Source organism: Geomonas paludis (assembly GCF_014193585.1).
Taxonomy (GTDB): Bacteria; Desulfobacterota; Desulfuromonadia; order Geobacterales; family Geobacteraceae; genus Geomonas; species Geomonas paludis.
The window spans coordinates 246,626-266,579 of the sequence record NZ_BLXY01000003.1 but is presented as its reverse complement, the minus strand read 5'-3'; the positions used below and the strand labels follow the sequence as shown (position 1 = coordinate 266,579).

The following is a 19,954-nucleotide window of genomic DNA, read 5'->3' as shown; positions in this document are numbered from 1 at the left end:
GTTAATAATTTAAATATAAATTTTCCGGACCATGCGCTGTGTCCTCAGAGGGTAAGACCGTGATCCTTTATGGCTAAAGCTAAAATAATTCCAATTTTTCTCGGTTCCAAGCTGGCTGATCGTAGAGGGCAGGGGCTCGTGGAGTACGCGCTGTTGCTGGTGCTGATAGCTATGGTGATCTTCTTGATGCTGGTGGCCTTTGGCCGGCAGCTCAACAACACCTATGAGACGATTAACTCCGGGGTTCAAAACGCCGGTAAATGATTCTGCATCGCCGCCTTTGCCATGCGGGGCGGATCTCAATCAAAAAAAGGAGACGTGTCATGAGTGACTGGATCAAAATGGTTTATCTTAACCTGCTTGCCGGCGTTGAAAACCTGAAAAGCCAGAAGGGGCAGGGGCTTGTGGAGTACGCCCTCATCCTCGTCCTGATCGCCATCGTTGTTATCGTCATAATGACGGCATTGGGTGGCAAGACCTGTGAAGCCTTCAGCACGGTGAATAGCGCACTGACGCAGTAACCTGTCCGCTTCGGCATTCCTTGGCAGTAGTTTTTGAATTTTACAAGGAGGATCTTTTTCCTGAAAGGTTGGCTTCTTTCAGGGCTAAGATTCTCCTTTTTTTCTATTAGAGTTCTTGACAACTGTGTGAGTTTGTATAAAAGAATACCAATAGTGTTATAGCAGTCGACATAATAGTTTAGGAAAAAATAATGAAAGATCAAAAAGGCCAGGCCATTGTTGAGACAGCAATAATTCTCCCTTTGTTGATACTGTTGATCATGGGGCTTTTTGAGTTCGGCCGCTTTCTTTATCTGAAGAACACTATCAACAACGCCGCCCGGGCGGGTGCCCGCGCCGCAGCCGTTACTCCCAGATTCGATGCCACCCTCCATCCCGACGGCATGGCGGCCACTGGCGTCACCCATACCATGAGTTGCACCGACAGCGAATACGCAGCCTCGAACGGAGCGGTGTACCGCAGCATCTGCAGCTCGCTCTTTGCAGGCATTCCGAAAAACGAGGTCGTGGTGGATATCGCATACACCGAACTGGCTGCTCCGGCTGGCCTTAGCTCCGGCGACAGCGTTACCATCACCCTGAGGTGGGACAAGTTCGAAGCCGTGCTCCCTCTACTGATCCCCATCACGAACCGGATCACGGCTGAAGCTTCAATGCGTTATGAATAGTTTTGGCTATTTCAGGAGGTGCTATGACTCGACCCAAGGCAGTGATCGTCGTGGCGATTCTTGCTCTGGTATTTGCAGGGATTGCTGCTTGGCTCACCTTCCACTACCTGCAGGGGGAGATGGACAAGACCAAGGCGGTTCAGCCACAGCAGATCGTCGTCGCGGCGACTGATATACCCATCGGCGCGACGATCAGCGAGCCTCAGCTGAAGGTGACCTCCTGGCCCAAGGACAGCATTCCCCCGGGGAGTTCCCTCAATCCCAAGCCCCTGGTCGGGCGCGTCGCCATCCGCCCCATCTCCAAGGGGGATGCCGTGACGGAACAAAAGCTCAAACCCAAGGCGGGGGGGCAGGGGGCTGGGTTCATGACCTATATCATCCCTCTGGGGCACCGCGCCGTAACGGTCGCCGTAAACGAAGTTGCCGGCGTGGCCGGTTTCATCACCCCCAACGACCGCGTAGATGTTGTTCTCACCACCCCAATTCCGGGCGTCCAAAACGAGAAAATCAGCAAGATCATCCTGCAGAATGTACCCGTGCTGGCCACCGGGCAAATCACTGAACAGAAGGAAGGGAAGCCTGTCGTCGTTCCCACCGTCACCCTGGACGTTACCCCCGATGATTCGGAGCGGCTCGTCCTTGGGGCCAGCAGGGGGACGCTGCAACTGCTGCTCAGGAACATTGCGGACTCCGGGCCGACAGACGCCAGGGGAGCGACCATTGCCAAGGTGCTGGCCGGTTCAGCCCCGCCGACTGCCGCGACGCCGACACCAGCACCCACGCCCAAGCCAGTCAAAGTGGCCGCGAAACGTCCTGTGGTAAAGAAGCCGCGCGCAGTGGCGGCCCCGAAGCCGCAGGTTCCCGCGCCGCGCACCGGCCACACCGTGACGCTCATAGACGGCGGCGTGCGCACCACCAAGGAGTTCGTTCTTCAATAGATCGGCTGACATTCAGCTCACGAATGAGGTGCTTTGATGATAATCGTCCTTAAAAAACAACTGCAGTTGCTGGCCTGGGCGTTGTTGGTGACCTGTACATGTGTGACCGCGGCACACGCCGGGGTACCTCTGGAGGTAGGGCTTTACAAAAGCATCCTGGTGGACTTCAAGAGCCAGAACAAGAAGATCGTGCTGGTAACGCTTGCCAACACCAAGAAGGAGGCCAAGGAAAAGGACGTCGACGAGACGGTTGCCGTGCCGAAACCTGGCACCGCCGACGCGTCCAACGTAGTTGCGGCCAGCGCGGTAAGAAAGAGGACCTCGGAGACAGACACTGGTAACACCAACAAGTTTGTGGTGCCCGAGGTGCTCTCCGAGTACGTGCTGAAACTGGATGGCATCAGCATCGGCAGCACCAGCATGATCATCTGGACGAAAGGAGAGGGGGACGAGCGTCCGGTGCCGACCTTCTTCGACCTCAGGGTGGTCGGCGATCGCGACACCATACAGAGCCAGATGAAGGAGATGGCCCCCAAGGACGCCATTGAGGTGCAGTACGCCAATGACACGGTGGTGCTTTCAGGCAACGTCGCCAACGACCAGACCAGGACCAAGGCCCAGGACCTCGCCAAGGCCTTCTCCGCGAAGGTCATCAACAACATCACGGTCAACGAACCGCAACAGGTGCTGCTACAGGTGAAGGTTGCCCAGGTGGACAAGACTTCCCTGAAAAAACTCGGCATAAGCTTCCTGGTCAAGGGGAATACGGCCGAGGGCTTCTCCAACCTGATCGGGGGGCCTGACGGCAAGGCGACCGGGGTAGGGACGGGGATCGGGAACTTCGCCTCCCTGGACACCTTCCAGGCCGGCGTCTCCTACTTCCCAGCAGGCATCTCCTCCGTGCTGCAGGCCCTGAGCTCCAAGGGACTCGCCAAGGTGCTGGCCGAACCGAACCTGCTGGTCAAGAGCTCTCAGGAGGGGAACTTCCTGGCCGGTAGCAAGGTCCCCATCGCCATTATCGAGAGCACCAACGGGCAGGCCACCACCAGCATCAAGTACGAGCCCATCGGTATCAAGCTGAAATTCAAGCCCGAGGTGCTGGAAAACGGCATGATTGCACTGAAGATCAACCCTGCCGAGGTGAGCAGCATTCAGGGGTTTCTACCAGTCAACGGCTACCCCATCATCGACTCCAGGACGGTCGACACCAGTGTGGAACTCAGGGACGGCGAAAGCTTGATCCTCGCCGGGTTGCTGCAGGAGGAGGAGGTCAAGAACATGTCCAAGATTCCCCTGCTGGGTGACATCCCGATATTGGGGGCGTTGTTCCGTTCCAGCAGTAAAGACATCACCGAGAAGGAACTGGTGTTCTTCATCACGCCGAAGCTCGTGAAACCAACGCTGCCTGGGGGGAAGACCGAACTGCCGACTGACAAGAAGCTTACTCCTGAGCAGGAGAAGGAACTGTCATGGATGCCTTTAGGAGAGTAAGAAACAACAACCAGAAGGGGTTTGCGCTGGTCTACATTGCGCTGATGGTCGTGGTCCTGTTTGCCTTCGTAGGCCTCGCCGTGGACATGGGGCACATGTACCTGACCAAGGGGCAGTTGCAAAACGCCGCCGACTCCGGTGCCCTCGCGGGGGTGTCACAACTGCCCAATGTCACGGTAGCCCGGCAGACCGCGAAGCAGTTCACGGAGCGCAACAAGGCCGCCGGCGAAACGGCCAAAGTGGACCTCAACACCACCAACAGCGCAAATGGCGACATCGTGGTGGGGTACTGGGACAAGAAGACAAGAAAGCTGCTCCCCGTGGTCCCGTTCGGCAAGGTCGCCAACGCGGTCAAGGTCATGACGCGCAGGACCTCAGAGGCGGGGACAGGGATCAGCACGGACAATAAGCCCGTGGACAGCTTTTTCGCCCAAGTGATGAACTGGGACACCATGGCAGCTAGGGCCGAGGCGATCGCCTGCAGACCCCCGAAGCCCTCGGCCCCCATCGTGCTCTGCCAGAGCCTGTGCGGTGTTACCACCTTCCCCTTCAAAGTGTATTTCAATCAGACCAAGGCGGTTGACCCGGCCGGGGTCGCCAACCCGCTGTACACGGTCGGGTGGACCGAGTTCTCCGCCACCTCCAAGGCGACGGAGTTAGGCCCCAACGGTACTGTCGCCAAGCTGATCAAGGACCCCGACCACGAAATCCCGCTGGGTCTTTGCGGCGAAACCCTCTGGACCAACAACGGCTTGGGCAAGACCATCGATATCCTGCGCGATGCCTACCTGGCCGAGAGAGACCCTAGTACCAAGATCTGGACCGTCCTGGTGCCCATTTTCGAGGTCTGTCCCTCCTCCGTTTCCTGGGGTGAGAGCTTCACCAAACTTGTCGAGTACGCTGAGATCGACCTCATCGAGGTGAAGACTACCGCCGGAGGGGGAGAGGCCTACGCCGAGATTCAGAGGATAGACTGCCAGGGGTGTTCCACCGCCAGTTTCCTTGGCAGCAAAGCAACGCTGGTGAAATAACAGCGGTCGACAACTCAAGGGAAAAGAACACCTATGCCTCCACGCATCACTTTAGCCATCATCGACAGCGAAGCTTCCTCCCGGGAGTCCATAGAGGCGACGCTGAGGCCCTTTGCCGAGACGATCAGCATAATCGGATCGGTGGAAAACTTCAGCTCCGGCCTGAGGATCATCGAGAAGAACTCGCCCAACGTGGTCATCCTCGAGGTGAACGACATCCAGCGCGGCATGCAGGAAGTGCAGCACATCACCTCCAAATTTCCCAGGACCTCGGTCATCGTCAGTTCCTCCGAGAAGAGTTCCGACTGGATCCTCTCCCTCATGCGCGCCGGGGCGGTGGAGTACATGCTGCGCCCCCTGACCCAGGACGAGCTGAAACTCGCCCTGCAGAAGGTGGGACGCTTCATCTTCTCCAAGACTGAGGAGGTCTCCCGAGCCAAGATCATATCTGTCTACTACCCCACCGGTGGGATGGGGACCACAACGGTTGCGGTGAACCTGGCAGCGAGTCTCGCCGCCGAAGGTGTCAAGGTGGCGTTAGTGGATCTAAACCTCTACTCCGGCGACATCAGCACCTTCCTCGACGTCGACCCGACCTACACCTTGAGCAGCGTCACCAGCAACATCGACCGTCTCGACGCCAACTTCCTGATGACGGTCATGACCAGGCATGCCTCGGGACCGTTCGTGCTTACCGAACCCAACGAGGTCGACGATGCCATCTTGATCACCCCCGAACAGGTACACCGCATCCTCTCCTTCCTGAGGGGGGTGTTCACCTACGTGGTGGTCGACTGCGGCGGACCGCTGGCCGGCTGCAACATGGCCATCTTCGAGTCCTCGGACCTGATCCTGTTCACGACGGCCTTGAGCCTTCCCGCACTGAAGAACAGCAAGCGCTACCTCACCGCCATGGAAAGGAAGGGGCTGCGCAAGGACCGCCTGAAGCTGATCGTCAACCGTTACCTGCCCAAGGCCGACATCCAGATCAAGGACGCGGAGAAGGTGCTCGGGCATACCGTTTTTCAGACCATACCCAACGAGTACCTCGATGTGGTCAACTCCATCAACAAGGGGATGCCGGTGGTGAAGTACTCCCCCGGTTCCCCGGTCAGCAAGGCGGTCATCAGCCTGGCCGAAATGGTAGCCAAACACTAACGCGCAGCGGACGGCCGCTGCCGCCGCCTGGGCGCGGGGCAGCGCGCTATCCTCAGCACCGCTCACGAGGTCTGACCTATGCCGAACGACCCGTTCCATATTCCCGGCACCACCAGCGACCAGGATTTCTTCCAGGACCTGAAAAGCCGCATCCACCGCAGGCTGATCGAGCGCCTCGACCTGGCCAAGCTGGACCTTCTGGGCACCAACGAGCTGAACCGCGAAATCGGGTTCGTCATCGAAAACCTGATCATCGAGGAAGGGGTGCCCCTGAACCAGTTCGAGCGGGACCGGCTGGTCGTGGAGATTCAGCACGAGACCTTCGGCCTGGGACCATTGGAGCCCCTGCTGGCCGACCCGCACATCTCCGACATCCTGGTGAACAGGAGCTCCCAGGTCTACGTGGAGCGTTTCGGCAAGCTGGTCAAGAGCGATGTCTGCTTCAAGGACAACGCGCACCTGTTGCAGATCATCGAGCGCATCGTCTCCAAGGTCGGCCGCCGCATCGACGAGTCCTCTCCCTACGTGGACGCGAGACTCCCGGACGGCTCCCGCGTCAACGCCATCATCCCGCCGCTGGCGCTGGACGGGCCGGTGCTCTCCATCCGGCGTTTCGGGCAGGACCCGCTCAAGATGAGCGACCTGCTCAACCTGGGCACGCTGGACCCGCGCATGGAAAAATGCCTGGAGGGGGCGGTCCGCACCAGGCTCAACATCCTGGTTTCCGGCGGTACCGGCACCGGTAAGACCACCATGCTCAACGTGCTGTCGGAATACATCCCCCACGACGAGCGCGTGGTAACCATCGAGGACTCCGCGGAGCTGCATCTCAAGCAGGAACACGTGGTGCGCCTGGAGACCAGGCCCCCCAACATCGAGGGGCGCGGTGAGGTGACCCAGCGCGACCTGGTGCGCAACGCCCTGAGGATGCGTCCGGACCGGATCATCCTGGGCGAGATCCGCGGTGGCGAGGCTCTTGACATGCTCCAGGCCATGAACACCGGTCACGACGGCTCCATCTCCACCGTCCACGCCAACACCACGCGCGATGCGCTGGCGCGTATCGAGACCATGGTGCTCATGGCCGGCATGGACCTCCCCGAGCGCGCCATCCGCGAGCAGGTGGCCGCGGCCCTCAACGTGGTGGTCCAACTGGTCAGGTTCTCGGACGGGACCAGGAAGGTGGTGAAACTCTCCGAGATAACCGGCATGGAGGGCAATACCATCGTCATGCACGACGTCTTCGTGTTCGATCAAAAAGGCATCGACAAGGACGGCAGGGTGGTCGGTAGCTACCGGGCCACGGGGGTCAGACCCACCTTCGCAGAGCGATTCAGGGTTTACGGGTTTGATCTTCCCCAGGGCATTTTCGAGAACTAGAGGCGGATACTGCGATGCTACCCATTATCATCGTTACCTTCCTGGCCGTATTCTTTCTGCTCTTGGCGCTGTACTTTGGCGTCACCGCGGTAACGGCCTCGCCTAAATACGAGCTGAAAAGGCGACTTCAGCGTCTTGCCAGGGATACCGGCGCGCAGGGGATGCCGGAAGAACTGCGTGCTGAAATCATACGCGAGATTCCGCCCCTGGATAGGATCCTGGCCAGGCTGCCGCTTACCCGTGACCTGGACAAGAAGCTCGATCACGCAGGACTCGACGTTACCGCATCCCGCTTTGTCATGCTGTCGGCAGGGGGGACCGTTATCGGTTTCGTAGTCATCGTGCTGCTGTCAAAGTCGTTCCTGATCGCTCTTGGTGGCGCGGTGGTGATATCGCTGCTCCCGTTCGCCTATCTTTCCTTCAAGATCAGGCAACGGCTGGATAAATTCACGGAGCTCTTTCCGGATGCCCTGACCATGATTTCGCGATCGCTGCGTGCCGGGCACTCGTTTACCAGCGCCATCCAGCTTGTCGGGGAGGAGATCCAGGACCCGGTGGGGGAGCTTTTCAAGACCGCCTACGAGCAGCAGTTGCTCGGCCTGAGGATTACCGAGACCCTCAGCAACCTGAACGAGCGCATCGAAAGCCTCGACTTGAGGTTTTTCACCACCGCCATTTCCATCAACAACGACGTCGGCGGCAACCTCTCCGACATTTTGGAGAATCTCGCGCTGACTATCCGGGAGCGGCTCAAGATACGCAGGCAGGTGCGCGTCTATACGGCGCAGGGACGAATGACCGGGTACGTGCTTGGGGTTTTGCCGGTCTTCACCTTTGTCATGTTCAATATCTTGAACCCCAAGTACGAGTCGCTTCTTTATAAGGAGGTCAGGGGGCTGTATGTCCTTTCGCTCGCGGTGGTTCTGCAGGTCATGGGTTTTTTGGTCATCAGGAAGATTATCAGGATCAGGATTTAGGGGGCGACCATGGTTCTCGCAATAACGGCAGCCGTGTTCGTAGCCATCGTGCTTCTTACCGTAGCGGCAATTTATCCCTACCTTGCCCGTCGCGGCGTGGTGCAGACCAGGCTTGAGAAGTTCGAAGTACAGGAGGTGAGCAAGGTCGAACTGGTCGCTGAACCGCCCAAGTGGTACGACCAACTGGGGCAGTTGGGCAAGTCGCTCAAACTGTCATCAAAGGAACAAGGGAAGTACACGAGGCTTCTGGTCGCCGCCGGGTACAAGCGGGAGAGTGTCTACGTCTTCTTCGGCTGCAAGATCCTGCTCACCATGCTCTTGCCGGGCGCCTTCGTGCTGTTCTGGCTCATGTTCAAAGGGGTTGAGTTGAACCGGCTCTTGCTCCTCGTGACGCTCATGCTGGCGATCATCGGCTATCTCGCTCCCAGCTACTGGCTCTCCTACCGGTACAACGAGCGGAAACTGCAGATCTTTCATACTCTGCCGGACATCCTCGACCTTCTGACAGTCTGCGTCAACGCCGGACTCAGCATGGACGCGGCGCTCATCAAGACCACGGAGGTCCCGCAGTTTGCCAATGACCCGCTGGCAAAAGAGATAAAGACGGCGAGCATGGAGACCAGGGCGGGTAAGCCCCGCATACAGGCGCTCAAGGACATGGCTGACCGGACCATGGTGGATGACGTGAAGTCGTTTGTCACCATGCTGTCTCAGACCGAAAGATTCGGCACCAGTCTGAGCCAGGCCTTGACCGTCCATGCCGACACGCTGCGCACGAAGAGACGGCAACTCGCCGAGGAGGCCGCCGCGAAGACCACCATCAAGATGATCTTTCCCCTGGTTGTGTTCGTCTTTCCGGCGCTTTTGGTGGTCATCCTCGGGCCGGCCTACGTCCAGATCAGCAAGACACTCTTAAAATAAACAGCAGCACAACCAACAGGAGGAACGGCCATGCATTTCGATTTGAACAGCGCTCTTTTAATGGTGATCGCAGTCGAACTGGCTCTTGTTTACTCAAGGCTCTGCAAGAAGTAGCAAATCCTGATATCAGTCCTTAAATGCGAGGAGGGGGCATGCGATATTTCTACAAGTTGGCTTTGATACTTCTGCCGGTGTTGATGCTGGCGCTGGCCGGCTGCGGCGGCAGTTCCAGCGGCAGCGCGGACCCATTTAATCCCGGCGGGTCCGTCGGCGGCACAACGTCCGGTACACCCCCCTACAGCCTCACACTCACTCCCGCTAAATCAGCGGCGTTTACCAACGAACAGCTGATCGTCACTGCGGTGTTGAAGGACGCTTCCAACACCCCCATCGCCAACCAGACGGTGAACTTCTCGATCACGGCGGGACCGGCCACGGCGGTATCGACCTCCGCCAGGACCGACTCCAACGGCATCGCCCTGGCATTTGTCAGGACCGGCGTCACCGCCGTCACCACCAACGTCATCGTCCAGGGGGCCGCGACGGTCAGCAGCAAGAACGTGGTGGGGTACGGCAACTTCCAGGTTTCGCCGGCCGACGGCAACCTCAACAGCACCAGACTGTCCCTCAGCATGACCACGCTCGCGGTGAGCCCCAACCAGGAGCAGGTGATCGTTGCCACGGCCAAGGACGCCTCCAACAACCCGATAGCGAACCTCCCGGTCGCCTTCCGGGTCGCCGCTGGACTGGCATCCATGGTGATCGCCAATTCGGTGACCGATTCCAACGGCCAGGCCACCACCATCGTCAAGGCCGGCAATCCCGCCGCCGTCTCCAACGCCATCGTCGAGGCGACCGCCACGGTGAGCGGGAGCGCGGTGGTGGCCAACATCCCCTTCCAGGTGGTGCCGACCACCATCTCTACCGTCAACTACACGATGACCATGGCGGCCAGCAAGCAGGTGGTGGACAACAACGAGGAATTCTTCGTCCAGGTGTTGTTGAAGGATTCCGGCGCCAACCCCGTGGTGGGCGAGACCGTCGCCTTCACTGTCGCCTCGGGTGAGGCATCGGTCATCACCGCAACGGCTGTCACCGACTCCCTCGGCAAGGGGCTCGCCCGCATCCGCGCCCTGAACCCCGCTTCCACGTCCTCGGTCATCCTGCAGGCCTCGGCCAACATCGACGGCACCCTGGTCACCGCCCTCGCCCCCGTGCAGATCACGACGCAACCCTTCTCCGCGTCCATCATCAGGATGACGCTCCTAAGCGACAAGGACTCGGTCGGGTTGAACACCGACGTCATCCTGACCGCAACGGTGACCGACATGCAGTCTCCCCCGAAGCCGGTGCAGAACAACGCGGTCACCTTCCGGGTGGTCGCCGGTTCGGGCAGCATCCTCGACTTCAACGGCGCCGTCCAGGCATCCTACGCGGTCAATACCGATTCCGTCGGCAATGCCGTGTGCCGGCTCAGGTCAGCGGCGGCCCCCTTGAGCTCGAGCATAATCGTGCAGGCGACCACGACGGTCAACGACACCGTGGTGACCGCCTACCACACCATCGACATCGTCCGTCAGAACAGCTACGTGATAAACTTCCTTACCTCCGCATCGACCAGCGACCCCGGCGGCAACCTCAACCGTCTTTCCGGGACCGTCGCGTTTGATTACGTAGGCCCTGTGATCTTTAAACAGCTGGTTCCTTTACAGGTGCTCGACAACAACGGCATTCCCCTGCCTGGCGTCGCCGTCACCCTGGAGATCTCGAACACGGGCAGAAACCTCGATACCAGGATTGAACTGGTGCCACCCCTGCCGGGAGTTCCGGTTGTGTACCCCTTCGATGATCCGCTGAGAATCACGGTGACCACGGATGATCATGGCATGGGGATCTTCACCTGCAATGTCAGCCTGGCCGCACCGGGCGCCGGCATGACCAACACCGAGTCGGTCATCTACCAGGCTACGGCCACCTCGGGGGGCGTCTCCATGCTCTCGTATGGCGGTTTCATCGCCACCGTCACCCAGGACAAGGCGCCCTAGCCGTAAACAACTGTACCGGTTCAGGAGCTGCCACCTCGATGGCTGCTCCTTGCCGACGATAAAAGTATGAGGAGGTATGATGCGCAGAATTATCTTTTTGATGGCTGTCATCTCAACTCTCACCGCAGGAACTGCCATGGGTGACAGCATCGACGGGCGGTTCGGCATTACCGGCAAGATCGGTTTCCTGATGCCCATTCAGGATGACTTCATCACCGGTGCCGATGAAACCAACACCGGGCTCGCCGCGGGTGGAGGCGTCATCTATGGCCTGGGCCAAAACCTTGGCGCCGAGCTCGATATCACCCACGCCCCGACCCTCAATGTTCAAGCGGCGGGGGGGAAGGTGGGGGAGGCTTCCCTCACCGACATATCCCTCGGGCTGCAGTACCGCTTCACCCCGGACCGCCGCCTGGTTCCCTACCTCGGGGCCGGTGTCGATTTCATCAAGGGGAAATTCACCAACGCGGCCGACCGCAGGTACGGCCTGGAGTGGACTACCGGCGGCCATGTCAGTGCGGGTCTCGATTATTTTGCCACCCGGGGCATCGCCCTCACCGCGGAACTGAAAGGGATCTTCGCCCCGGCGGGCAACATCAAGTCCACGCCGCAGGAATACAACCCCAACAGTTTCGTCGGCACGATCGGCATTCGCCTGTTCCTGCCGGAAAAGATGTTCGACTAGATGAGGGCGGTCGACGTCACATCGGGGAGGGAACTGGCCGGGGCAGTCTCGGTCGCCGATACCTTCGTCGCCAGGCTCAAGGGGCTGCTGGGCAGGAAGGAACTGCCGCAGGGGCAGGGATTGTGGATCAGGCCCTGCAACAGCGTTCATACCTTCGGCATGAGATTCCCCATCGACGTCGCCTTCCTGGACGGGGAGCAGCGGATCGTGGCGGTCGCCACTACGCTCATCCCCAACCGCGTGTCCGGTTTCCACCCCAAGGCTTCCAGCGTGCTCGAACTCCCCGCCGGCACCCTGGACGCCACCGTAACCGTCATCGGCAACAGGATCGAGATTGCGTGAATTATCCCCTCCCTTGACGGGTCTGCCGGCGCGTTTGTCCCCTCTCCCTCCGGGAGAGGGTGCCCGAAGGGCGGGTGAGGGATCTGCCGGCTGCGATTATGGTGACATTGGCAACGCCCTCACCCTGGCCCTCTCCCAGAGGGAGAGGGGAGTGTGCGGATTTGGTGAAAGATGATGCAGTATCAGTAAACAATTTGTCCATGTAGTCTTTGCGCCACATTGGCGGTGAACATTGATCTCTATGAACCGTTCCAGCAGTTCGTCTCGCGGCGATAACCACCACCTGTTGTTGTTTCTGCTCTTCCTGGTCGGCATCTGCGCGGCAGCGGTCTACACCGGCGCCGTTCCCACCCGCAAGTTCGGACACGACATATTTTTCCTGCTCGACAACGGCTGGCGGGTGGTCACCGGGCAGCGCCCCCACCTCGACTACACCAGCCCCTGGGGCCCGCTTTCCTTCCTGGTGGTGGCAGCCGGATTGGCGGTCTCGCGCTTCTCCGTCGACGCCATCGGGTATGGCAACGCGATGTTCGCCTTCGCTGTGGGCATATGGGGCTACCGGATTTGCCGCGACACGGTGCCGGCTTGGGCGCGGTTGCTGCTCTGCCTCTATCTGGCGCTACTGGTGGTCTCCCCGTATTCCCTGGGGTGGGGGGCGCTCAACTCGAGCCACGCCATGTTCTACAACCGCTACGGCTACGCACTGCTCGGCGTGCTGATGATCGAGGCTCTCCCGCGGGGCGGTGACCTGCCGGACGGTGACTGGCTGCTTGGAGGAGTTTCCACCGGCGCTGTGACCGCTTTGTGCCTTTTCTTGAAGGCGAACTACTTCGCCGCAGCGATTCTTCTCATCGGTGCCTCTTTGTTGTGGAGGCCGTTCGGCAAACGGCGCCTGGCCGGCATCGCCGCCGGATTCTTCCTGGTGAGCCTCGCCTTTCTGGCGTACCTCCAGTTCGATGCCGGCGCGATTTTGCGGGACCTCGACATCGCCGCCGGAGCACGGTCCAAAAGCTTCAGTTACGCAGAGGTGTTCCGGAAGTTCACCCTCAACACGCTCTCCCTTTTGTTCGTGCTCCTGTTGACCACTCAGAGTGCCCGTGCGAAGGGCGAGGGCAAGGGAACCCGCCGCCTTGCCGGCGTTCTGCTGGGCTGCTTCGTGTTCGCGGTCGACATGCTGCTTTTGTGCAGCAACCAGCAGTACTCGGAACTGCCGCTTACCGCGATCTACTCCCTGTGGGTGGTCATCGACCTCGGCGTCTGGAGCCGGAATAACCCCGGCGGTGAGGCAAGGCGGTCCTCTGTCGGCGTCAAGAGTACCCTCCTCATCGGAACGGTTTTCATCCTTGTTTCCTTCTTCAGCCAACTTGCCGGGCTCGCCTATGGCGTCATGCAGAAGGCGCACCCCTCAGGGGGCGCGTCGGTGACACGATTCATCGAGCCGCGCCTCAAGGAGATGCTCCTTTACGACGACGAGGCTGAGCCTCACAGCAACGGCCACGCATATGTCGAGTCGGTCAATGACGGGACCCTTTTGCTGCGGCAAAGTTCCGCTCCGTCGGAGAAGGTCCTCACCATGGACATGATGAATCCTTTTCCCTACGCCCTGGGACGGCCTGCTCCCAAGGGAGGCATGGCGGCCATCGCTTACAATTACACCTTCAGCGACAGCCATCGCCCCTCGGACGCGAGGTTTTTCGGGGATACCGATATCGTCATGGTGCCGAAACAGCCCGCCGCGCCTGGGCGGATGAACGCGGGGCTGATGAGAATCTACACGCCGGCGCTGCAAGCCCGTTTCCGGCTCGCTGCCGAGTCCAACCAGTGGTACCTCTACAGGCGCAAATGACAGAAATCAGCTCCTCCGCCAACGTTGCCCCGGGGTTCTCCAGGTTCCCCGCCTTCCTCTACGGCCTCCTTATCGCGGGCCTTGGGATGGCGGTCTACCTGACCGGGGTGCTGCTCGGCTTCTTTAGACTGCTGCTGCAGGCGGACGGCCAGTTGCTCTGGGTGGTGGACAGGATCGTCTGGTACAGCGGCGTGCCGGTCGTTGCCGGGCTGATCCTCATCCTGTGCGACCTCTTCTTACTGCTCCCCTACAAGCGCCATGACCGCGTCGTGCGCTGGGCGCCCTCGGACGGGAAGAGCCTCACCGTGGTGCTGACGGCCTTCAACGACGAGTTGAGCATAGGGGCCGCGGTGGAAGACTTCGCGGCGCATCCGCTGGTGCAGCGCGTCGTGGTGGTGGACAACAACAGCAGCGACCGCACCGCCGAGGTGGCCCGGAAGGCCGGTGCCATCGTGGTGCACGAACCGGTGCCGGGCTACGGCAGTTGCGTCTATCGCGCCCTGCGCGAGGGGCTGCGCTACACCGATACCGACCTCACCCTCTTGTGCGAAGGGGACATGACCTTCCGGGCCTACGACATCGACAAGTTCCTGGCCTACCTGCCGCACGCGGACCTGGTCAACGGCACGCGCATCAGCGAGCAACTGCGGGAACAGCGCACCCAGTTGAGCACCTTCATGTACTACGGCAACTTCTTTGCCGGGAAGCTCCTCGAGGTGAAACACCTGGGCAAAGGGACCTTCACCGACGTCGGCACGACCTACAAGCTGTGCCGCAATCGCCCGTTGGAGCGGCTTTTGCCCTACCTGACCCCCTCCATAAACCTGGAATTCAACGCCCACCTCCTGGACACGGCGCTGGCCAGGGGGCTGGCCGTCGTGGAGTGCCCGATCACCTTCCACAACCGGGTCGGCTTGAGCAAGGGGGGCAACTCCAGCAACTGGAAGGCGCTCAGGGTGGGCACGCGCATGATACTGGGCATCGTTTTCGGATGGAGAAAGCGGCGGTGAGCATGAAGAGTTACCACGAGATACGTCTTCCCTACGATGAGCGCAGGGATCTCCTCTGGAAGACGCTGTGCGAGGCGTACTTCCAGCCCCTGATCCCGGAGCGCGCCTGCGTGCTGGAACTGGGGGCCGGGTACTGTCATTTCATCAACCACATCCGCTGCGCCCGCCGCATCGCCCTGGATCTCTGGGACGGGATGCCGCAGCACGCGGCTCAGGGCGTGGAAACAGTCATCGGCAGCGCCACCGACTTGAGCGGCATTGCGGAGCGCTCGGTGGATTTCGGGTTCGCCAGCAACCTCTTCGAGCACATGTCCCAGGACGAATTTGCCCTGACTCTGGCGCAGCTTCGCGACAAGCTCACCCCCGGGGGAAGCCTCAACCTGCTGCAGCCCAACTACCGTTATGCCTACCGTGAATATTTCGACGATTTCAGCCACCGGACGGTCTACTCCGACCGCAGTATCAGCGACTTCCTCTCCTGTCACGGCTTCAGGGTGATCCACTGCGAGCCGCGTTTCCTGCCGCTGACCATCAAGTCCGCTCTGCCTGTGTCGCCGTTGTTGATTCGTCTCTATCTGAGGCTCCCCTTCAAGCCGCTGGGGAAACAGATGCTGATCCGGGCGGTGCCTGCGTAGCTGCCGGTAGGCTACTGTAATGATTTCTTTGAAAGGTGGTACAGATTGAGTCCCTGCGACACGAAAAAGACCTTCCTGCTTCCTTCCATCGGCGACTTCCTTTTTATCGCCATCTTCATGCTCATCGCACTCTACTCGGGCAAGAAGTTGCTCAACGACGGCGACACCGGATACCACATCCGCGCCGGCGAGTACATCCTCAACACCCATAGCATCCCGCACCAGGACATGTTTTCCTTCCTCTCACCGCCGCTCCCGTGGACCGCCCATGAATGGCTCTCCGAGGTCATCATGGCGCTGGTGCACCAGGCCTGGGGGCTGAGCGGCGTGGTGATCTTCTTCGCCTTTTTGCTGGCGCTGTCCTGTTTCCTGCTCTTCAGGATGATGCAATCGGCTGACGGCGACATCCTCGTTTCGCTGTCGGTGGTCGTCCTGGTCGGCGGCGCAGCGCAACTGCACTGGCTGGCCCGGCCGCACGTCTTCTCGCTGGTCATCATGGTGGCCTGGTACTACATCCTGGACCAGTACCAACACCAGGGGAGGAACCTTCTCTTCCTGCTGCCGTTGATCATGATCCCGTGGGCCAACCTGCACGGCGGCTTCATGGGCGGCTTCATCCTCTTGGGAGCGTATTTTCTCGGCAACCTGCTCGACGCCTTCTTCAGTCAAGGTGAGGGGAGGGGGGAGAGCCTGCGCAGGCTGCGCGGTCTCGGCCTCGCCATCCTCGCGTGCGGTGCGGCCAGCGTGGTCAATCCTTACGGATTCCACATCCTGCTGTTCCCATTCCAGCTCACCTCGTCCAAGGACCTCATGGACGGGGTTTCCGAGTTCCTTTCTCCCAACTTTCACGAATACTACATAAAGTACTTCGAACTGCTGCTCTTCGTGTTGCTTGCCACGGTAGGGTTGTCCAGGTATAAGCTGAACCTGGTCGAGATGATTCTGATCCTGCTCTTTACCCATATGTCCCTGTTCTCGGCGCGGTACATCCCTCTTTTTGCCATCATCGTCGCCCCTGTCATCGCCAGGAGGCTGACCCGGGTGCTCCGGGAGTCCGATTCCGGCTTTGCCCGCTTCGTCAAACAAAGGTCCCGCAACATCACTGCCATCGATGCCAGCACAAGGGGCTACCTGTGGCCGCTGGCGGCGCTCGCTGCGGTGGTCATCATGGTGCACTCCGGAAGGATCAGCTTCCAGTTCGACCCGAAGATCAAGCCGATGGCGGCCATCGAGTTCCTGAAAAGGGAGCGGATACCGGGCAACATGTTCAACAACGACGAATTCGGGGATTGCCTGATCTACGCGGCGGCGCCGGCCTACAAGGTGTTCATCGACGGAAGGCTCGACATGTACGGCGCTGAGCGCCTGAAGGAGTACTTCAAGGTAACCGCTTTCCAGCCGGGGTGGGAAAAGATTCTGGAAAAATACCGGATATCGTGGATCATTTTCCCTGCGGACGCAACGCTGTCGCGCCATTTGCTGATCCACCCGGCCTGGAAACTGATCTACGCCGACAAGGTTACCAATATCTTTGTCCGAAACGTGCCGGAATACCGGCCTCTCATGGAGAAGTATCCCGACGTGCGGCCTGCGGTCCTGGACGACAAGAAAGACAAAGCCTGATCGGCAGGTGGTCCTGCCGGGGGATGCGGCACGGACGCGACACAAGTGGAGTCGACGGATTTATGGACGAATACGTGTGGTTGAACAGAAGGGTGGACCGGGGTGGCATCGTTTGGGCCACCGTAGGCTCGCTTGCGGTCCACACCCTGCTGTTTTTCGTGCTGTCGTCGGCTGCCATCTACTATCCCCAGACCGGCACTTCGGCCAGGTTCGACATCCTCTGGCTTTCCCCTTCCTCACTCCCCATGGCCGCCACCGCGACACCCGACAAGGCCAGCGCCGCGCCGGCCTCCTCCCCGACTGCCGAACTTCCCGTGAGCACCCTTGCGACCGTCAATCCTCCCGCTGCCGAGCCTGATGCTGCGGCGGAGGCGGATCTGCCGGACCAGCCCGCTGAGGCGGCAGCGGGAGAACCGCGGGTAGAGATGGTCGCCGCCAAGGCAAACGCGGGCAAGCCGAAGCAGCCGGCTCCGGGGCCGAAAAAGACGCCGGTGCTGCTGCCCAAGGTCCAGGCCGACCAGCAGGAGGAAGACACCGCCGAGGGGGGAGAACCAGAGACCCCGCCCCCCGATCCCGCCGAGGAGGCCAAGGCACGCGAGGAGGCCGAGCGCAAGAAGCTTGCCGCCTTGCAAGCGGAGCAGGAACGTCAGGCCGAGGAAGAGGCCAAGCGCCAACGCAAGGTTGCCGAGAAGCAGGAAGCCGAACGCAAAGCCGCGGAGAAAAAAGAGGCGGAACGCAAGGCCGCCGAAACGGCCAAGGCGAAAGCGGAACAGGAGAAGATTGCCCGCGACAAGGCGCTGCAGGAGCGTAAGGCCGCTGAAAAGGCGCGACAGGAAAAGCTGGCCCTCGAGCGGGAAAACGCCGCGGCCGAAAAAGCGGAGCGGGAGCGGAAGGCGGCCGAGGCAAAAAGAGCAGAGCAGGAGTTACACGACAAAAGGCAGGCCGAGTTGCAGCGCCGCGTCGCGGAGAGGGCCAAGCAGGAGAGGCTGGTCCGCGAGCGGGAGCGGGTCGCAGCGGAAAAGGCGGAGCAGGAGCGCCGTGCGGCGGCCGCCCAGGCCGAGCAGGAACAACAGGAAAAGCGGGAAGCGGAAAGGGAACGTGTCGCAGCGGAACAGGCGCGGGCCGACCAGGCGGCCCGTGAGCGGGCACAGCTGGCCGCGGAAAAGGCCCGCCAGGAGCGGGAGGCCGCGGCCGAGAGAAAGCGGCTTGCCGAACAGGCCCTGCAGGAAAAGCGCAAGGCCGAGCAGGAGCGCAAAGCCGCGCAGCGCGCCGAGGCGGAAAGGCTCGCCCGCGAGCGGGAGCAGCAGGAAGCCGAAAAAGCCGAGCAGCGGCGCCAGGCGGCAGCGGAGAAGAAGCGGCTCGCCGAAGAGGCCCTGCAGGAAAAGCGCAAGGCCGAGCAGGAGCGCAAAGCCGCCCAGCGCGCCGAGGCGGAAAGGCTGGCACGCGAGCGGGAGCAGCAGGAAGCAGAAAAAGCCGAGCAGCGGCGCCAGGCGGCAGCGGAGAAGAAGCGGCTTGCCGAACAGGCCCTGCAGGAAAAGCGCAAGGCCGAGCAGGAGCGCAAAGCCGCCCAGCGCGCCGAGGCGGAAAGGCTCGCCCGCGAGCGGGCGCAGCAGGAAGCCGGGAAGACCGAGCAACGACGCCAGGCGGCAGCGGAGAAGAAGCGGCTCGCCGAACAGGCCCTGCAGGAAAAGCGCAAGGCCGAGCAGGAGCGTAAAGCCGCCCAGCGTGCCGAGGCGGAAAGGGCGGCGCACGAACGTGAGCGCCTGGCGGCGGAGAAGCAGGAACAGCAGCGTCAGGCAGCCGCGGAGAAAAAGAGGGTCGCCGAGCAGGCGCTGCAGGAGAAGAGGAAGGCGGAGCAGGAGCGGCTGGCCGCCCTGAAGGCGCAGCAGGAAAAGCAGGCTAAAGAACGCGCCCAGGCTGCCGCTGCCAAGGCCGAACTGGCGCGTCTGGCGGTGGCCGAGAAGAAGAGGGTGGAGCAGGAACAGCAGGAGCGCAGGAGAGCCGAGGCCGAGCGCCTTGCCGCGCTGCGCGCCCAGGCGGAGCAACTGGCCCGGGAACGGCTGGCCGCGGAGAAGGCGGAGCAGGCCCGGCGCACCGCCGTAGCAGCAGCCGGGCAACTGCCGGCAGCTGCGAAGCCGGTTGAGGCAAAGAAAGAAACGGCAGGACCGCGGCCTTCGGAGAAGCCGCCGGAAGAGAAAGGCTTGGTGATCCCCTCCATACACGGCGACCTCAAGCTGATCGTGGCCGGCGCACACGATGTCAAGCTCAGCGTCTCCTTCAAGGAGTATCCGAAGTCGAAACGGGGGAGGGCGCTGACCCGCAACGAGTCCCGGCGTGAAAAGCAGCTGTCGCCCATCGTGGTCAAGACCCCTGAGAAGACCAGGGAAGCGATTATCGAGAAGACAGGGGAGGGGATCTATACCTTTGCAGTGGAAACCGAAGGCAAAGAGCCGGCGCCGTTAAGGTTCACCCTGAAGGTCTACGAACAGAGCAAGGCTGCGAAGACGAAGCAATTGGGAGCCAGGACCATCACCGGCAAGGGAGTAGTGGCCCGGGTGCTCATGCCGGAAGGGATTCTGTGGGAAGACGACGAGGCCTTCACCGGCACCATGCAGGACAGCGAAGGCATCACCAAGTTCAACGCCGATACCGGCCTGGTCTGGAAAGAGTACGCCCAGTAACT

At 60.9% G+C, this 19,954-nt stretch carries 18 protein-coding genes; all 18 read left to right on the top strand.

All coding sequences use genetic code 11. The annotated features are described in order from the left end of the window. Positions 1–69 precede the first annotated feature (69 nt). The 18 genes from H7687_RS11125 to H7687_RS11040 all read left to right on the top strand — a co-directional run bounded on the left by H7687_RS11125 (position 70) and on the right by H7687_RS11040 (position 19,952). Positions 70–264, top strand: coding sequence for a Flp family type IVb pilin (locus tag H7687_RS11125; RefSeq protein ID WP_183347260.1), 195 nt, complete (start codon positions 70–72; stop codon positions 262–264). A 59-nt stretch (positions 265–323) separates the two neighbouring features. Then, positions 324–521, top strand: coding sequence for a Flp family type IVb pilin (locus H7687_RS11120; protein ID WP_246404793.1), 198 nt, complete (start codon positions 324–326; stop codon positions 519–521). 191 nt (positions 522–712) lie between these two features. Then, complete coding sequence (locus H7687_RS11115) at positions 713–1,189, top strand: TadE/TadG family type IV pilus assembly protein (protein WP_183347258.1); 477 nt, start codon at positions 713–715, stop codon at positions 1,187–1,189. Positions 1,190–1,212: 23 nt separating this feature from the next. Further along, a complete protein-coding gene (cpaB, locus tag H7687_RS11110; protein ID WP_183347256.1) occupies positions 1,213–2,127 on the top strand; it encodes a Flp pilus assembly protein CpaB in 915 nt (304 codons plus the stop codon). A gap of 36 nt (positions 2,128–2,163) precedes the next feature. Beyond that, positions 2,164–3,618 (top strand): type II and III secretion system protein family protein, encoded by a 1,455-nt coding sequence (locus H7687_RS11105; RefSeq protein WP_183347254.1) that lies wholly within the window; start codon positions 2,164–2,166, stop codon positions 3,616–3,618. Continuing rightward, positions 3,597–4,649, top strand: a complete 1,053-nt coding sequence (locus H7687_RS11100) for a pilus assembly protein TadG-related protein (RefSeq protein WP_183347252.1) — start codon at positions 3,597–3,599, stop codon at positions 4,647–4,649. The genes H7687_RS11105 and H7687_RS11100 overlap by 22 nt, the downstream gene beginning before the upstream one ends. 33 nt (positions 4,650–4,682) lie before the next feature. Then, a complete protein-coding gene (locus H7687_RS11095) occupies positions 4,683–5,807 on the top strand; it encodes a CpaE/TadZ family protein (protein WP_183347250.1) in 1,125 nt (374 codons plus the stop codon). A 78-nt stretch (positions 5,808–5,885) separates the two neighbouring features. Continuing rightward, positions 5,886–7,187: a TadA family conjugal transfer-associated ATPase gene (locus H7687_RS11090; RefSeq protein ID WP_183347248.1), complete on the top strand. Its 1,302-nt coding sequence runs from the start codon at positions 5,886–5,888 to the stop codon at positions 7,185–7,187. 14 nt (positions 7,188–7,201) lie between these two features. Beyond that, the gene (locus tag H7687_RS11085) at positions 7,202–8,164 is read left to right on the top strand and encodes a type II secretion system F family protein (RefSeq protein ID WP_183347246.1); all 963 of its coding nucleotides are present in this window, start codon (positions 7,202–7,204) and stop codon (positions 8,162–8,164) included. Positions 8,165–8,173: 9 nt separating this feature from the next. After that, complete coding sequence (locus H7687_RS11080; protein ID WP_183347244.1) at positions 8,174–9,085, top strand: type II secretion system F family protein; 912 nt, start codon at positions 8,174–8,176, stop codon at positions 9,083–9,085. A gap of 152 nt (positions 9,086–9,237) precedes the next feature. After that, on the top strand, positions 9,238–11,130 hold the full coding sequence (locus H7687_RS11075) for an Ig-like domain-containing protein (protein ID WP_183347242.1): 1,893 nt from the start codon (positions 9,238–9,240) through the stop codon (positions 11,128–11,130). Positions 11,131–11,209: 79 nt separating this feature from the next. Beyond that, the gene (locus H7687_RS11070; protein WP_183347240.1) at positions 11,210–11,815 is read left to right on the top strand and encodes a porin family protein; all 606 of its coding nucleotides are present in this window, start codon (positions 11,210–11,212) and stop codon (positions 11,813–11,815) included. Next, the gene (locus H7687_RS11065) at positions 11,816–12,157 is read left to right on the top strand and encodes a DUF192 domain-containing protein (protein ID WP_183347238.1); all 342 of its coding nucleotides are present in this window, start codon (positions 11,816–11,818) and stop codon (positions 12,155–12,157) included. 241 nt (positions 12,158–12,398) lie between these two features. After that, positions 12,399–14,003 carry a hypothetical protein gene (locus tag H7687_RS11060; protein WP_183347236.1) on the top strand — a complete coding sequence of 535 codons (1,605 nt, stop codon included), beginning with the start codon at positions 12,399–12,401 and terminating at the stop codon, positions 14,001–14,003. Further along, on the top strand, positions 14,000–15,013 hold the full coding sequence (locus H7687_RS11055) for a glycosyltransferase family 2 protein (RefSeq protein WP_183347234.1): 1,014 nt from the start codon (positions 14,000–14,002) through the stop codon (positions 15,011–15,013). The genes H7687_RS11060 and H7687_RS11055 overlap by 4 nt, the downstream gene beginning before the upstream one ends. A gap of 2 nt (positions 15,014–15,015) precedes the next feature. Then, positions 15,016–15,648, top strand: coding sequence for a class I SAM-dependent methyltransferase (locus H7687_RS11050; protein WP_246404815.1), 633 nt, complete (start codon positions 15,016–15,018; stop codon positions 15,646–15,648). A 45-nt stretch (positions 15,649–15,693) separates the two neighbouring features. Beyond that, positions 15,694–17,271 (top strand): hypothetical protein, encoded by a 1,578-nt coding sequence (locus H7687_RS11045; protein WP_183347230.1) that lies wholly within the window; start codon positions 15,694–15,696, stop codon positions 17,269–17,271. A gap of 62 nt (positions 17,272–17,333) precedes the next feature. Beyond that, the gene (locus H7687_RS11040; RefSeq protein WP_183347229.1) at positions 17,334–19,952 is read left to right on the top strand and encodes a hypothetical protein; all 2,619 of its coding nucleotides are present in this window, start codon (positions 17,334–17,336) and stop codon (positions 19,950–19,952) included. Positions 19,953–19,954: the final 2 nt, after the last annotated feature.

Coding starts and splice junctions, on each gene's coding strand:
- cpaB (WP_183347256.1), top strand. CDS start 1,213: ATGACTCGACCCAAGGCAGTGATCGTCGTGGCGATTCTTGCTCTGGTA.
- H7687_RS11090 (WP_183347248.1), top strand. CDS start 5,886: ATGCCGAACGACCCGTTCCATATTCCCGGCACCACCAGCGACCAGGAT.
- H7687_RS11120 (WP_246404793.1), top strand. CDS start 324: ATGAGTGACTGGATCAAAATGGTTTATCTTAACCTGCTTGCCGGCGTT.
- H7687_RS11100 (WP_183347252.1), top strand. CDS start 3,597: ATGGATGCCTTTAGGAGAGTAAGAAACAACAACCAGAAGGGGTTTGCG.
- H7687_RS11105 (WP_183347254.1), top strand. CDS start 2,164: ATGATAATCGTCCTTAAAAAACAACTGCAGTTGCTGGCCTGGGCGTTG.
- H7687_RS11125 (WP_183347260.1), top strand. CDS start 70: ATGGCTAAAGCTAAAATAATTCCAATTTTTCTCGGTTCCAAGCTGGCT.
- H7687_RS11115 (WP_183347258.1), top strand. CDS start 713: ATGAAAGATCAAAAAGGCCAGGCCATTGTTGAGACAGCAATAATTCTC.
- H7687_RS11070 (WP_183347240.1), top strand. CDS start 11,210: ATGCGCAGAATTATCTTTTTGATGGCTGTCATCTCAACTCTCACCGCA.
- H7687_RS11085 (WP_183347246.1), top strand. CDS start 7,202: ATGCTACCCATTATCATCGTTACCTTCCTGGCCGTATTCTTTCTGCTC.
- H7687_RS11065 (WP_183347238.1), top strand. CDS start 11,816: ATGAGGGCGGTCGACGTCACATCGGGGAGGGAACTGGCCGGGGCAGTC.
- H7687_RS11040 (WP_183347229.1), top strand. CDS start 17,334: ATGGACGAATACGTGTGGTTGAACAGAAGGGTGGACCGGGGTGGCATC.
- H7687_RS11075 (WP_183347242.1), top strand. CDS start 9,238: ATGCGATATTTCTACAAGTTGGCTTTGATACTTCTGCCGGTGTTGATG.
- H7687_RS11060 (WP_183347236.1), top strand. CDS start 12,399: ATGAACCGTTCCAGCAGTTCGTCTCGCGGCGATAACCACCACCTGTTG.
- H7687_RS11050 (WP_246404815.1), top strand. CDS start 15,016: ATGAAGAGTTACCACGAGATACGTCTTCCCTACGATGAGCGCAGGGAT.
- H7687_RS11080 (WP_183347244.1), top strand. CDS start 8,174: ATGGTTCTCGCAATAACGGCAGCCGTGTTCGTAGCCATCGTGCTTCTT.
- H7687_RS11095 (WP_183347250.1), top strand. CDS start 4,683: ATGCCTCCACGCATCACTTTAGCCATCATCGACAGCGAAGCTTCCTCC.
- H7687_RS11055 (WP_183347234.1), top strand. CDS start 14,000: ATGACAGAAATCAGCTCCTCCGCCAACGTTGCCCCGGGGTTCTCCAGG.